The following is a 13,569-nucleotide window of genomic DNA, read 5'->3' as shown; positions in this document are numbered from 1 at the left end:
GGGCACAAGAGCCATTGTGGGGCCGAAAAGAGCATACGCAGGCCGGATTCTTCTGCCGCTGCCCGGAGCCTCGTGAGATCGAACGATTGAAGTCGCTTATGAAGACGGACGGTGTCGAGGCTATCGTCTTTTTTGCGCTGGGGATGAGCATTCAGGTCGAGGATCTGACCGAGATGGCGATGTGGGATGACGAATCCTGTTTGTTTGTCGTTTCCTCCAACATGGCGATCGACCGGAAGAATGTGCTGCGAATACCGGAGGATTATACGGAGTCGCAAAATTATTTGGCCGCATCCGATCTGGTGATCACCAAGCCTGGATGGGGAACGATCAGTGAAGCGGTCGGTCTGGTAAAGCCGCTTGTTTTGCTCGATCGGGGGGTGTTTCCGGAGGATCGCAGCACGGCGGCGGCGCTTGAGGGCCGGCATCCATACCTCCATATGGAGTGGGAGCGGTTGAAGACGATCAGGATAAAAGAAGCTTTATCCGTGTTAACCGATATCGACGTGAATTTAGCTTCCGGTAACGCTAGCCAAATCAATCTGCAGCAAATAACAAACTACCTGTTCGGCCTGTTGGATCATAGAGAGAGAAGCTTGGCCATGGAACGGGGGGAATCATGCCAATCTGAGTTTCCCAAAGGAGAATCTTGTTGATGCATGCCACGATCAGCCGGTTGGAAAGTGACGTTCAAAGGCGGTACAACCGGTGGAGACAAACGGGACTGCCGCCTTTCATGAAACAGGAATTGCATGAGCTTCGGGCGACCGAGATTATCGAGCGCTTCTACCGCAGCCTGCCCTTCGGCGCTGACGGCGTGGTCGGCAGGGTCGGCGTCGGAACGAACCGGTTCAATATTTACACGGTGCGCCGCATCTGCCAGGGACTGGCCGACGAGATCATGTCCCGGGGGTTTGCGGCCCAGCAGCGGGGCGTCGTCATCGCGTACGACCCGCGGTACCATTCCAAGGGCTTCGCGGAGCAAGCGTCCCTCGTTCTGGCCAACAACAATATTAAAGTGTATCTGTTCGAGAAGGCAAGCCCGAGCTGCGAGCTGGCTTTTGCTGTGCGTTATTTGCATTCGGCCGCCGGCATCTCCGTCTCGGCGGGAACCTGTCCGGCGGATTACAACGGCCTGCGCCTTTATGGGGAGAATGGCGCTCCCCTGGCAGCCGGCTACATCGAACGCATCTCGCGTTTCATGGAACAGTCGGAGGACGGGCTGAACGTGACGGCCATGAATCCGGAGGAGGCGATCTCCTCCGGCAAGCTTGTCGTGATCGGCTCGGAAATTGACGATGCGTATCTGGAATTTCTTGAACAAGTACCATACAGTAAAGAGAGTATTCAACTCATGGCCTCCTCGGTGCGGATCGTGCTTACGCCGCTTCAGGGAACCGCGGGCGCCATCGCGGGCAGCGCGCTGGAACGGTCCGGATTTACCGAAGTTCATACGGTGCCGGAACAGCATCTTCCGGATTTGCATTTCTCCAAGGTGAGGGAGCCCGACCCCTTCCGGCCGGACAATCTGCAATTGCCTTATGAGATTGCCGGGCAGGTGAATGCCGACGTCGTTCTGGCCTTCAATCCCGAAGCGGCCTCGATGAGTTTATCGGTGAAGGACCGTACCGGTAAATACGTGCTTCTGAGCGCCAACCAGACGGCGGCGCTTCTGCTCAGTTACATGCTGGAGCAGAAGCAGCGGCTGCGCTGTCTGCCCGCTGACGGCATCGTTCTGAAATCGGCCATGACTTCCGAGCTGGTGTCATCGATCGCAGCCCGGCACGGCATTCGTACGGCCGAGGTGACGAACGGCTTTCAAGGCGTCGGCGCCCGCATGGCCAATTATGAGAGGTCGGGCGAGCATACGTTCCTGTTCGGCTTCGACGAGCACGGGGGCTTCGCGCTGAACGGCTTTGTCCGTGATCGGGATGCGATCCAGGCGGCTGTACTCGCGGCCGAGATGACCGCGAGCTACAAGTCCAGAGGCAGCACGGTCGGCAATGAGCTGCACAAGCTTTATCAGACCTATGGATGGTATGCGGAGGATCAGGCTTCCTTCATATTCGGCGGCAGCGATTGGTGGCAGCAGGCGCAAATCGTGCTGGACCGATTTTCTTCGGAGCCGCCGTCTTTTGGGAGCGGACAGGAGCTGAGGCGGGTGTACGATTACCGTACCGGCGAGCTTAGGGATTCGTCAAGGCCGCGAACCAGCAAGATCGATTCGCCTGAGGCTTGCGCCTTGAAATACGTCCTGGAGGACGGTTCCTGGTACGGGCTGCGCATTGAGCCTGGGCATCCGGTTCTGGACGTTTTCTTCGGGACGAGGCAGAAGGACGGGGCGGCCGCGAAGCTTCAATTGTCGGCCATCCGCTCCAACGTGCTGTATGCACTGGAGTCCATGATTTGACGGATGGTAGCGGAATGTGATCGGATAACGCCGGGCGCGGGCCCGGATAAGGGAGTGGAACAGATGAAAATCACGGTGATCGGAACAGGCTATGTCGGGTTGGTATCGGGGATTTGCTATGCGGAGCTGGGACACGACGTGTATTGCGTGGATAAGGACGCAGCCAAAATCAATACGCTGCAGAGCGGCGGAATTCCGATCTATGAGCCGGGACTTCAGCGGCTCTCGCTGAAAAATATGGATGCGGGACGCCTTCGATTCACGACCGCGCTCGCCGAAGCGATGCCGGAAGCGGACATCGTCATTATGGCTGTCGGGACGCCTTCGCTTCCAAGCGGAGAAGCCGATATGTCTTACATAGAAGCGGCTGCGTCGGAAGTCGGCGCGGCGATGAACGGCTACAAGGTCATCTGCGTGAAAAGCACCGTCCCGGTTGGCACGAATGAGCGCGTCGGACGGATCGTGAGGGAGCGGTACGACGGCCCGTTCGATACGGCCTCCTTGCCGGAGTTTCTCCGGGAAGGCACGGCGGTGCGCGACACGCTGCATCCCGACCGGATTGTGATCGGTACGGACGGCAGCCGCGCCGCGCGTATTCTCAGCGATCTGCACCGGCCGCTTACCAACCAGATTGTGCTCACCGATATTCGCAGCGCGGAAATGATCAAGTACGCGTCGAACGCTTTTCTGGCTACGAAAATCTCCTTCATCAACGAGATCGCCAACATTTGCGAGAAAGTCGGAGCGGATGTCATCGAAGTGGCCAAAGGAATGGGGCTCGACAACCGGATCGGCGGCTCGTTCCTGCGCGCGGGCATCGGCTATGGCGGCTCGTGTTTCCCCAAAGACACGAAAGCGCTGATCCAGATCGCCGGCAATGTGGAATATGATTTCAAGCTGCTGAAATCGGTCGTGGAAGTCAACAAGCAACAGCGCTTCGGCGTGCTCGACAAGCTGGGGAAGGCGCTCGGCGATGTTCGAGGTACGACGGTCGGCGTCTGGGGCTTGGCGTTCAAGCCGGAAACCGACGATGTGCGGGAAGCGCCCGCTCTGGAAATCATCGAGCAGCTGATTGAGTCGGATGCGACGGTTAAAGTGTATGACCCGATCGCCATGGCCAATTTCAAACGGACGTTCGACCATCCCCGGATTGTATGGTGCGATTCCGCCCTGGACACGGCGCAAGACAGCGATGCGCTCTGCCTTCTGACGGAGTGGAAGGAATTCGCGGCCATCGACCTTGGCGCAGTAAGAGCGGCATTGGCCCGTCCGATCCTGATCGACGGACGCAATGTGTATGACGTTCAAAGAGTCCGCGAAGCGGGACTCCATTATTATCCGGTAGGAAGACCGGGCCACGAAGCTTATATACCGGAGTTGATCCTGGACTGAAGCGGGGTGTAATGGTGAGAAAGGCAGTGCGTGTGACGCTTTGTTCCCTGGCCGGTCTGGTTGTGCTGTTCGTTATTTCCGGGGCAATATTGTATTGGAAAATTCAGTCGATTGATCTGGAGCAGATCCAGGACAGGCAGCTGGCGAGGGCGGAAGGCAGCCTAACACAAGGGGCGGAAGACGATCCGGCGGTTCCGAAGGTGATGCAGGGCGCCGTATCGAAGGCGGAGGGAATTGCGGGTAAATCGATCAAGTCGGAGGACGCTTTGGATGTGGCTGCGATTCTGCTGCAATCCGAGCTTTCGTTAAAGCAAATGTATGACCTGATCGGCCAATCGTCGGGCAATCTGGACACGGCGGAGAAGCAGCGGATCAGAGACACGCTGCTCGGCAAGTTGAAGCCGCAGGAAATCGAGGCGCTGCGCGCGATCACGACGGATTACGGCAAAGGTCTGGTTATCCTCGACCCCGACTATCCGATCGAATTGGTGGGCGTGCAGGATGAGGTCGAGCGGACAAGGATTCGGAAGCAGCTGGAAGCGGAGAAAAAGGCCGCATCCGGCGGCAGCGAACCGGCCGAAGCGGCATCGGCCCCGGAATCGGACGCGGATCAATCCGGGGGCGGCGGCGTGGGTGAATCGGCCGATCCGCAGCTGGCCGCGGTTGCCGGCAAATACGCCGGCAAGCTTCAAGCGGTCAAGGCCGCTTGTACGAGCGACGCGAATGCGATGACCGAGAAGGTCATTGCGGCCATTAACCGGATGAAGAACGACGACGGCTCTTCGTCGGCCGGTGCGGCCGAAGACACGCTGGTGCAGGAGATCGGGGCGGTCGAGGCAAGCTGCGAGGCAAGCTTCGAAACCGTGATCCGGCTAGCGAAGCGCGAGCTGCAGCGGGAAGGGCTGTCCACCGCTATGCTGCAAGCGTGGCGAGACGAATATGCAGCCGCGAAGAATGCGGCAATGGCGCAAGCCAGGGCGCGCATCAGTGCGGCCATAGGATAGGATCAACATCTATCAGGCAGACGGTATCGGATTTTCGAACAAGACCACAACGGAAAAGGATGAGCAGCATGCATAAGACGACGGCAATGCAAAACTATCGGGAATGGCTGGATAACCCGCTGATCGATGAACGGACGAAGCGGGAGCTGCGCGGCATCGCGGAAGACGAACAGGAAATTGCGGACCGCTTCTACCGCGAGCTGGCATTCGGAACGGGCGGGCTGCGCGGCGTGATGGGAGCGGGTACGAATCGGATGAACGCGTATACGGTAGGGAAATCGACACAGGGCTTCGCCAACTGGCTGATCGGCCGGAATGCGAAGCCCTCTGTTGTGATTGCCCACGATTCCCGCAATCATTCCCCCGAATTCTCCCTGGTTGCGGCGGAGGTGCTTGCCGGGAACGGCATCGTCACCTATTTATGGAACGGTCTCCGTCCGACGCCGCAGTTGTCTTATACGGTGCGCCAGCTGCAGGCGGACGGCGGCATCGTGGTCACTGCGAGCCATAATCCCCCTGAATATAACGGCTATAAAGTGTACGGACCGGATGGCGGGCAACTGGTCCCGGACCTTGCGGAAGAAGTGATCGGGGAGATTCAGCGGCTGCAGAGCTTCGGGGAGATCAACCGGATGCCCCGGGCGGAAGCGGAGGCGGCGGGGCTGATCCGATGGCTCGGCGAAGAGGATGACAGGCGCTATGCGGAGACGGTTGCGTCGCACAGCTTCAACATGGAGGCGACTGCGGGCGGGCAGGACGTGCATGGGAATTTCACGGTCGTCTACACGCCGCTTCACGGGGCAGGCAATCTGCCGGTTCGGCAGGTGCTGAAGCTGGCGGGTTTCCGCCATGTGATCGTCGTGCCGGAGCAGGAGCTGCCGGACGGAACATTTGGCACGGTGGCGTCCCCTAATCCGGAGGAACGTGAGGCGTTTGCGCTTGCGCTTGAATGGGCCAGGGCGAACGATGCCGACATCGTCATCGGAACCGACCCGGACTGCGACCGAATGGGTGCGGTCGTCCGCAACCTTGAGGGTGAGTATGGGGTGCTGAGCGGCAACCAGTCGGGTGCGCTGATGGTGCATTATTTGCTGGGGCGGATGAAGGAGCAGGGCAAGCTGCCGGACAAGGGCGTTGTGGTCAAAACGATCGTGACCAGCGAGATGGGGGCCGACATTGCGAGGCATTACGGCGTGGAGGTTGTGAACACGCTGACCGGCTTCAAATATATTGGCGAAAAGATGAATGAATACGAGCGGTCCGGCGAACGCACCTTCCTGTTCGGCTATGAGGAAAGCTACGGTTATCTGGCCGGCACCTATGCCCGTGATAAAGATGCCGTGATCGCTGCGCTGCTGATCTGTGAAGCCGCCGCCTACTATAAAAGCCGGGGCCAAACGCTGTGCGACGTGCTGTCGGAGCTGTACGGACAGTTCGGTACTTACCTGGAGCGCCTGGAGTCGCGCACGCTGAAGGGGATCGACGGCGTGCAGCAGATCGCGGCAATCATGGAGGACTGGCGAGGCCAGCCGCCTGCCGAGGTGGCCGGCATCGCGGTCGAGCGCGCATTGGATTACAGCTCCGGCATTGAAGGGCTGCCTGCCGAGAATGTGCTCAAGTTCATGCTGGCGGACGGCTCCTGGTTCTGCTTGCGGCCCTCCGGCACGGAGCCGAAAATCAAAGTCTATTTTGCGGTAAAGGGAGAGTCGGAGGCTGCGGCATCCGTGTCGATGGAGAAGCTTGTATCGGCGGTCATGGCCAGACTGGATGCCCCGGCGCGCGCTTCATTCGGCAGCGTCGTCCAAGCAAATCTTGACTTGCATTAGCGGACACGATATGTTTATCTTGACCGATACAGTCCCGAATCTTCTGAGATCGGGACTTTTTGCTTTTAAAAGTGCTGTGGAGGGAGATCCTTGACTTTACAACAATTAAAATATGTGATTGAGGTGGCGAACCGCAGGTCGATTAATGAAGCTGCCAAGCGGTTGTTTATTACTCAGCCGAGTCTTTCAAATGCGATTAGGGATCTGGAAGAAGAAATGCAGTTTTCGATATTTGAAAGATCCAATAAAGGGATATCACTTTCCAAGGAGGGTGTTGAATTCTTAAGCTACGCGCGGCAAGTAGTCGAACAGGCGGAATTATTGGAAAGCCGATACCTCAATGCTAAACCTTCTCCTCAACATTTTTCAGTATCCACACAGCATTATGCCTTTGCGGTGAATGCTTTTGTAAGCCTGATCCAAGAATATGGGCTAGATGAATATGAAATGTCGCTGCGCGAGACAAAAACCTATGAAATTATTGAGGATGTCAAAAGTTTGCAAAGCGAAGTAGGCATTTTATATCTGAATGAGTTCAATGAAAAAGTGATTAACAAGATGCTCAAAAAAGCCAATTTGCAATTTAATAGCTTATTTACCGCCAAACCGCATATTTTCATTAGTATTAAAAACCCGTTGGCAAACCAGACGATCGTGACCATCGATCAGCTTCAGCAATACCCATACCTATCCTTTGATCAAGGGGAGTATAACTCCTTTCACTTTTCAGAAGAGATTCTTAGTACGATTTCACATAAGAAAAGTATTCGCGTTACTGATCGCGCTACGCTTTTCAATTTACTGATCGGACTGAACGGGTACACGATTTCAACTGGCGTGTTAAGCGCCGATTTGAACGGGAATGAAATCATTCCCGTACCTTTGGATTGTGAGGAAACGATCCGTGTTGGGTGGATCTCCCGTAAAAACGCTGTGCTAACCAAACTGGGATCGGCTTATGTTGAAGCCCTGAAGCAGGCGATTGCTATGTAAATCCCGGATTATGAAGGGCGTATAGCCTCAGGCTATAGCTAGCTATAATTTAATCGAATTACATGGTATCTCCGAATCTGTGATAACTTTTTTGTAACATACAGAAGAGGAGTTATCCATGATGGTGAGAAGCAGTGTATTGGGATATCCGCGTATTGGTGCGGATAGGGAATGGAAGAAAGCTTTGGAAGCCTTCTGGTCAGGTAAGCTTGAAGAAACAGCGTTTCATACTCAATTGCAGGAGATCCGTTTAGATCATTTGCGCAAGCAGCAAGAGAAGGGCATCGACTTCATTCCGGTCAATGATTTCAGTTATTACGATCATATCCTCGATACAGCCGCAATGTTCGGGATGATTCCACAACGGTTTCCTTATGAGGGCGGCGTTGTACCTTTGTCAGTCTATTACGGAATTGCCCGGGGAACGAAGGATGCTGCAGCAAGCGAAATGACGAAATGGTTTAACACCAACTATCACTATATCGTACCTGAACTTGCCGGTGCATCGCCGATTCTTACCGAAAATAAGCCCCTTGCAGCTTATCGCGAAGCGAAGGAGAAGCTCGGTATCGAAGGGAAGCCGGTGATCGTTGGACCGTTGACCTTCCTGAAGCTCTCCAAAGGGTACAGTATATCGGAACTCGACGTTTGGCTGGAGCGGTTGCTTCCGCTGTATGTGCGGATACTTCAGGAGCTTGCGGCAGAAGGAGTGCAATGGGTACAGATGGATGAGCCGATTCTCGTAATGAAGTTAAGCGCTGCTGACGTTCAGCGGCTTAACAACATTTACGAGACATTTGCCGCATCTGTGCCAAACCTGAACATCATGCTGCAAACTTATTTTGAGTCGGTGGAGCACTACAGCGACATTGTTGCGTTGCCGATCCAAGGGATCGGGCTTGATTTCGTGCATGGGCTCTCCGGCAATATGCAGTCGATTAAAGCGCTTGGTTTTCCGGCGGACAAGATTTTAGGTGCAGGAGTCATCGACGGCCGCGGTATCTGGAAGGCATCACTTCGGGGGAAACTGAAGCTGTTGGATGAGCTGGTTGAACTCGTGACACCTGAACGTTTAATCGTGCAGTCGTCGTGCAGCTTGCTTCATGTTCCGGTAACGACAGAAATTGAGACTAAACTCACATCTGAACTGAAGAATTCTCTCGCATTTGCAGATGAAAAGTTAGACGAGATTGTTTTTTTAACGAAAGCATTATCTTCAGGCAGCGCCGGGATCCTGGCAGAATTGGACAAATGTGATCGTACGATTCAGGATCTCCAGCAATCTGGGGAGCGCAACCGCATCGGTATTCAGCAAGCCGTCGCTGCACTCAGTGTTCAACAACCGAAGCGCTCCCGTCCTTTTGCCGAGCGTTATAGCGTTCAACAGGCGAAATGGCAATTGCCGCTTTTTCCGACGACGACCATTGGCAGCTTCCCACAATCCGCTGAAGTGCGAAAGGCGCGTCAATTGTGGCGCAAGGGTGAGTGGAACAACGAGCAGTATGCCGACTTTATCCGGGAGCAAATCGATATCTGGATCAAGCTTCAGGAGGAAATCGGTCTGGATGTTCTCGTACACGGAGAGTTTGAGCGCACCGACATGGTTGAGTTTTTTGGCGAGAAGCTCGCAGGGTTTGCGTTTACACAAAACGGGTGGGTGCAATCGTACGGTTCCCGTTGTGTGAAACCGCCGATTATATTCGGAGATGTAGCATTCACTGAGCAAATGACTGTTGAAGAAACGAAATATGCCCAGTCGCGGACCCAACGTCCTGTGAAAGGCATGCTGACCGGACCGATTACAATCATGAATTGGTCATTCGTCCGTGAGGACATCCCGCGCGAACAAATCGCCTACCAATTGGCGTATGCGCTCAGACAAGAAGTGGTGGCGCTTGAGCAAGCGGGCATTGGCATGATACAGGTCGACGAGCCTGCGGTTCGCGAAGGGCTGCCGCTTAAGGAGGATGAGCAAGCCGATTATCTTGCTTGGGCGGTCAAAGCTTTCCGCATTGCCACTTGCACGGTACAGGAAACAACGCAAATTCATACGCATATGTGCTATTGCGAATTTCATGACATGATTGATTCAATCGAAGCGATGGATGCCGATGTGATTTCAATCGAGACATCACGCAGTCACGGCGAACTGATTCATAGCTTTGAGCTAAACACCTATAAGCTCGGCATCGGGTTAGGTGTATACGATATCCATAGTCCGCGTATTCCGAGCGTGGAAGAAATGACCGGCATGATTGAACGCGCCTTGCGTGTATTGAATGCCAAGCTGTTCTGGATTAATCCGGATTGTGGTCTCAAAACCCGCGGACTTGAAGAAACGGTCGCTTCATTACGCAACATGGTTGTTGCGACCAAGATTGCTCGTGCCAAACATGTCGCAACAGTGTGATTTGGAGTAACCTGGTCAGAAGCGCTGCTTGCGGATAGGATTAACCTTGTGTCTTATCTCCAAATCATACAAAGAATTGGCTTATATCACTCAGAAGCTGGAGCACTCCTGGAGTAGGCGTGTTCCAGCTTTTTAATGTTGGCGGCGTGCCCTACAGAGATGGTTGAAAAATACTCGAAGGCAGCCGGCAAGCCGGTGGAGCGGAACGACCCACTCGCCAAGACGAACGGGAGATTTTCTTGCTGCTGGGTGGAGAACTGCGAGGGGAAGTCTCGAAACGAAAATAATTATGACAAAAATATATTCAAAATGAATAGTGTATGATAAAATATGACTGAACTCAGCGTGACCGGTCTCGTTATAAAGTCAGTGTCCGGGTTGCGACCGTCGCACCGGTGGATGTACCATGAAGGAGGAAGGCAGCTATGGCCAAATTAGAGCAAGCGGGCATGTCCCAAGAGCTCCGGAATGTAAATGTTCAGATGGACAGGCTCTCCAAAGGCATTCAGGCGCTGGTGGCCAAAGAGCGGAGACGGACGACCGTGAATCAGTTTCTTCACCAACTGGCTGCCAAGCCCGCCCTCTCGGACGATAATCTCGGGGAAACCCGGACGCTGGCCCAATTGCTCCACCATACCAAATATCCGGTCAGGAAAGAACTGGCATACGATTATATCAGCGAGACGTTCGTCCCTAGCGAGAGAAAACCGGTTATCGACCTGGCGGCCGTCCTGAACTCGTTGTTTAAGAAGAACGGATGGAATTGTTCTTATGAAGATATGATGCGCTTTATGTTGGAAGGCGGAGATTATCGGCAGTTTCAGGAGCAGGCAGAAAATAACAAAGGCCTGGTGCGCGCCGCCCGCCGTGTTAAGGGGACGCCCGCATCAGGCCGGCTGTAATTGATCAACCCATCATTGTTCCGTAGTACCGCCGCTCTCGTTGCGCGTTTGTATGACATGCTCAAGCATTCGCTTGACCAGTTCAAGATCCTCTTGCTTCAGCGGTATGCCGTCCCAATGCAGCTGCTGATGGTTCAGAAGCTCTTTGGCATTATTGGAAGGTTCCAATTGATCCGGATAATCGGTTAGTCCCAACAAATAGTCGGTTGATGTATGGAGTTTTTTGGCAATAATTTGAATGGCATCAAGCGTAGGGTGACGATAACCGGATTCGTAACCCGCATAGGTGCTTTTTGCAACGCCAACCGTATCGGCAACTTCCTGCATGGAGTATTTGCGAGTTTTTCTAAGCTGCTTAAGGCGTTTGGCAAACATATTTCGTCTAAGCCTCCTACATATCGTTTCGGCTGCAGGTCATAACATTGCTATATTATATCATAAATCCCGCGCCGAAAACCAATTAAGTTGCCTCATGACCTCCTCTTATTTCTCCTTGCGGCATGCAGCGGCAAAGTGCCCCTGACGCTTCCTGTCGGAAGGTCAAGGGCACTCTGTGCTTCTGGTCGGCAGTATCAAATGAGGTACGTGCTATGCTAAGCGTTAAGCGGTTTGGACATTGTGTCGGGAACGGATTTTCTCATCCAGGGTAATGAGCTGCGTCTTGTCCAAAAAATCGAATTCCTCAAACATGCTCCGCAAGATTTCTGCCAAATTGGCCGGACAGACTACTTCCATCCCCAACCGGTGCAACAATTCCAAAACCTCAGCGTGTTCTTTCATCGGTACCATACCTCGTTTATAATTTTTTCATCTCCTGTCTAGTACTATGTTACCTCCCAGTCTTAGAAAAAGCTGTCACAATGTGTCGGTGCTGAAAATTAATTAAATAGATTACCCCAAGTATGAAAGCGGCTAACAGAACGGCGTTTTTGGGCGGGCGGTCCGGTTGCGGGTTAAGCAATCAGGCCGCCCGTTTTGAGCTGCGGTTATTGAAGGAATGCGTTTCGCCGGAATATATGTTATATAACAGTAAAATATTTTTTCAAACAGTATTGCAACAGACTGGGGTTATGTTATATAATGAGCTCACGAAATAAAATTTGTTATATAACAGTTTGCGGCGGGAGGTGAGCGTATGGACTGTCCGATCTGTCAGGGGAACGGGGAATTGGAATGCCGGGAATGCGATTCCGCACAGGCGGGAAGGAACGGGGCCGGCGATTGCGGATGCGATCACTGCCGCGGCACGAGCCTTATCTCATGTCACCGTTGCGAAGGAAGCGGGTATCTCGAGCAGTATGCATGAAGCAGGTAGGCTTGAATCCAAATTTCCAGGGAGAGGACGATCGCGAATGACGAAGGAAGCGGCATTGAAGAAGCTGGAAGAAAGATGGCGGGAACCCCGCTATAACGGTATCGTCCGTCCTTATCGGGCAGAGGACGTCATTCGTTTGAGAGGATCGGTTCTCGTGGAGCAGACGCTGGCGCAACGCGGAGCGGAACGACTGTGGCGCATGCTTAATGAGCAAAAATATATCCACGCTTTGGGAGCGCTTACCGGCAATCAGGCGGTGCAGCAGGTCAAAGCGGGATTGCAGGCTATTTATTTAAGCGGCTGGCAGGTGGCGGCGGATGCGAACCTCTCGGGACAGATGTACCCGGATCAAAGCCTGTACCCGGCCAATAGCGTGCCTGACGTCGTGCGGCGGATCAACCGGTCGCTGCAGCGGGCGGACCAGATTCAAACCTCGGAAGGTAAGGGCGAGATTGAATTTTTCGCGCCGATCGTGGCGGACGCCGAAGCCGGCTTCGGCGGACCGCTTAACGTTTTCGAGCTGATGAAGTCAATGATTGAAGCGGGCGCAGCCGGCGTACATTTCGAGGACCAGCTGTCCTCCGAGAAGAAATGCGGGCATATGGGCGGCAAGGTGCTGCTGCCGACGGGGCAGGCGGTGCGCAACCTGATCGCCGCCCGGCTTGCGGCCGATGTGATGGGCGTCGATACGATAGTAGTCGCCCGAACGGACGCCAATGCGGCTACGTTGCTGACAAGCGATTTTGACGACAACGACAAGCCGTTTCTTACCGGGCAGCGCTCGCCTGAAGGATTCTTTTTTGTAAAAGCGGGCCTGGAGCAGGCGATTTCCCGCGGCCTGGCGTATGCGCCGTATGCGGATCTGGTCTGGTGCGAAACGTCGGAGCCGAACCTGGAGGAGGCGCGGCGGTTCGCGGAAGCCATTCACGCCGTTTACCCGGGCAAGCTGCTGGCCTACAATTGTTCGCCGTCCTTCAACTGGCGAAAAAAGCTCAGCGAGGAGCAGATCGCGAGCTTCCAGCAACAACTCGGCGAGATGGGATATAAGTTCCAGTTCGTGACGCTCGCAGGCTTCCATGCCTTGAATCACAGCATGTTCACATTGGCCCGAGGCTACAAGGATCGCGGCATGGCCGCATATTCGGAGCTGCAGCAAGCCGAATTCGCGAGCGAAGCCGACGGCTACGAAGCAACCCGCCATCAGCGCGAGGTGGGCACCGGTTATTTCGATGAAATCACGCAGATTATCGCAGGCGGCAGCGCGACGACGACCGCGCTTACCGGCTCGACCGAAGAAGAGCAGTTTGCTTATTAATG

General features: G+C 54.4%; 9 protein-coding genes and 1 pseudogene. 9 read left to right on the top strand and 1 reads right to left on the bottom strand.

What is annotated here, in order from left to right; all coding sequences use genetic code 11:
- The 8 genes and pseudogenes from BG52_RS16015 to BG52_RS07025 form a co-directional block, all read left to right on the top strand.
- Positions 1-656 (top strand): annotated as a pseudogene (locus BG52_RS16015) (hypothetical protein); the annotation flags it as partial.
- A complete protein-coding gene (locus BG52_RS07055; RefSeq protein WP_036581642.1) occupies positions 656-2,410 on the top strand; it encodes a phosphohexomutase domain-containing protein in 1,755 nt (584 codons plus the stop codon). The pseudogene BG52_RS16015 and the gene BG52_RS07055, both read left to right, overlap by 1 nt.
- A gap of 3 nt (positions 2,411-2,413) precedes the next feature.
- On the top strand, positions 2,414-3,802 hold the full coding sequence (locus tag BG52_RS07050) for a UDP-glucose dehydrogenase family protein (RefSeq protein ID WP_144340756.1): 1,389 nt from the start codon (positions 2,414-2,416) through the stop codon (positions 3,800-3,802).
- A gap of 11 nt (positions 3,803-3,813) precedes the next feature.
- Positions 3,814-4,806 carry a hypothetical protein gene (locus tag BG52_RS07045; RefSeq protein ID WP_036581646.1) on the top strand — a complete coding sequence of 331 codons (993 nt, stop codon included), beginning with the start codon at positions 3,814-3,816 and terminating at the stop codon, positions 4,804-4,806.
- A gap of 59 nt (positions 4,807-4,865) precedes the next feature.
- Entirely contained in the window at positions 4,866-6,632 is a 1,767-nt protein-coding gene (locus BG52_RS07040) for a phospho-sugar mutase (RefSeq protein ID WP_051587663.1), read from the top strand.
- A 90-nt stretch (positions 6,633-6,722) separates the two neighbouring features.
- Positions 6,723-7,625: a LysR family transcriptional regulator gene (locus tag BG52_RS07035; protein ID WP_036581649.1), complete on the top strand. Its 903-nt coding sequence runs from the start codon at positions 6,723-6,725 to the stop codon at positions 7,623-7,625.
- 121 nt (positions 7,626-7,746) lie between these two features.
- Entirely contained in the window at positions 7,747-10,035 is a 2,289-nt protein-coding gene (metE, locus tag BG52_RS07030) for a 5-methyltetrahydropteroyltriglutamate--homocysteine S-methyltransferase (RefSeq protein ID WP_036581703.1), read from the top strand.
- A gap of 425 nt (positions 10,036-10,460) precedes the next feature.
- Positions 10,461-10,937, top strand: a complete 477-nt coding sequence (locus BG52_RS07025; protein ID WP_036581651.1) for a hypothetical protein — start codon at positions 10,461-10,463, stop codon at positions 10,935-10,937.
- A 12-nt stretch (positions 10,938-10,949) separates the two neighbouring features.
- Here the strand turns inward: BG52_RS07025 and BG52_RS07020 are convergent, their stop codons facing one another.
- Complete coding sequence (locus BG52_RS07020; RefSeq protein ID WP_036581654.1) at positions 10,950-11,312, bottom strand: helix-turn-helix domain-containing protein; 363 nt, start codon at positions 11,310-11,312, stop codon at positions 10,950-10,952.
- A gap of 977 nt (positions 11,313-12,289) precedes the next feature.
- Here BG52_RS07020 and aceA point away from each other — a divergent pair.
- Positions 12,290-13,567 carry an isocitrate lyase gene (gene aceA, locus BG52_RS07010; protein WP_036581658.1) on the top strand — a complete coding sequence of 426 codons (1,278 nt, stop codon included), beginning with the start codon at positions 12,290-12,292 and terminating at the stop codon, positions 13,565-13,567.
- The last annotated feature ends 2 nt before the right edge of the window (positions 13,568-13,569 follow it).

Origin of the sequence: Paenibacillus darwinianus, from assembly GCF_000598065.1 — a bacterium.
Taxonomy (GTDB): Bacteria; Bacillota; Bacilli; order Paenibacillales; family Paenibacillaceae; genus Paenibacillus_I; species Paenibacillus_I darwinianus.
The sequence above is the reverse complement of the archived record's forward strand: the minus strand, read 5'-3'. Positions and strand labels throughout refer to the sequence as shown.

Excerpts from the sequence above, each read along its gene's own strand:
- BG52_RS07055 (WP_036581642.1), top strand. The coding sequence starts at position 656 with ATGCATGCCACGATCAGCCGGTTGGAAAGTGACGTTCAAAGGCGGTAC.
- BG52_RS07050 (WP_144340756.1), top strand. The coding sequence starts at position 2,414 with ATGGTAGCGGAATGTGATCGGATAACGCCGGGCGCGGGCCCGGATAAG.
- BG52_RS07045 (WP_036581646.1), top strand. The coding sequence starts at position 3,814 with ATGGTGAGAAAGGCAGTGCGTGTGACGCTTTGTTCCCTGGCCGGTCTG.
- BG52_RS07040 (WP_051587663.1), top strand. The coding sequence starts at position 4,866 with ATGAGCAGCATGCATAAGACGACGGCAATGCAAAACTATCGGGAATGG.
- metE (WP_036581703.1), top strand. The coding sequence starts at position 7,747 with ATGGTGAGAAGCAGTGTATTGGGATATCCGCGTATTGGTGCGGATAGG.
- BG52_RS07025 (WP_036581651.1), top strand. The coding sequence starts at position 10,461 with ATGGCCAAATTAGAGCAAGCGGGCATGTCCCAAGAGCTCCGGAATGTA.
- BG52_RS07020 (WP_036581654.1), bottom strand. The coding sequence starts at position 11,312 with ATGTTTGCCAAACGCCTTAAGCAGCTTAGAAAAACTCGCAAATACTCC.
- aceA (WP_036581658.1), top strand. The coding sequence starts at position 12,290 with ATGACGAAGGAAGCGGCATTGAAGAAGCTGGAAGAAAGATGGCGGGAA.